This is a genomic window from Streptomyces sp. DH12, assembly GCF_020873895.1.
GTDB lineage: Bacteria > Actinomycetota > Actinomycetes > Streptomycetales > Streptomycetaceae > Streptomyces.
Genome location: NZ_JAHWGT010001205.1, coordinates 1 through 437 on the forward strand (window position 1 = coordinate 1; position 437 = coordinate 437).

Annotated in this window: 1 protein-coding gene; it reads right to left on the reverse strand. The window is 67.3% G+C overall.

Going from position 1 to position 437, the window contains the following annotated elements; all coding sequences use genetic code 11:
* Nucleotides 1-416, reverse strand: a 416-nt coding sequence (locus LPA54_RS39265) for an ATP/GTP-binding protein (RefSeq protein WP_228985173.1), incomplete at its 3' end; no start/stop codon positions are given.
* Nucleotides 417-437: the final 21 nt, after the last annotated feature.

Consider the following 437-nt stretch of genomic DNA (forward strand, 5'->3'; position numbering starts at 1 on the left):
GCGACGACGAAGGGCACGCCGCGTTCCTCCAGGCGGCCCATGACGTCGAAGCTGACTTCCAGACGGCGGGTGTCGACCAGCACGACCGCGCCGAGCGCGCCCTCGAACAGGCCGTTCCACAGAAACCAGAAGCGTTCCTGGCCCGGCGTGCCGAACAGGTACAGCACCAGCTCGTCGGTGATCTTGATGCGGCCGAAGTCCATGGCGACGGTGGTGGCCGTCTTGGACGCGGAGCCGTAGTTGTCGTCGACCCCGATGCCGGCCTGCGTCATGGTCTCCTCGGTGGTCAGCGGTTTGATCTCGCTGACCGAGCCGACCATCGTGGTCTTGCCGACCCCGAACCCGCCGACGATCACGATCTTCACCGCGGACTGCGCCGTGTGGGGCAGCTGGTCCTCGGCGCGTGGGCCCGGGATGGTGTCAGAGCCGTTGAAGTC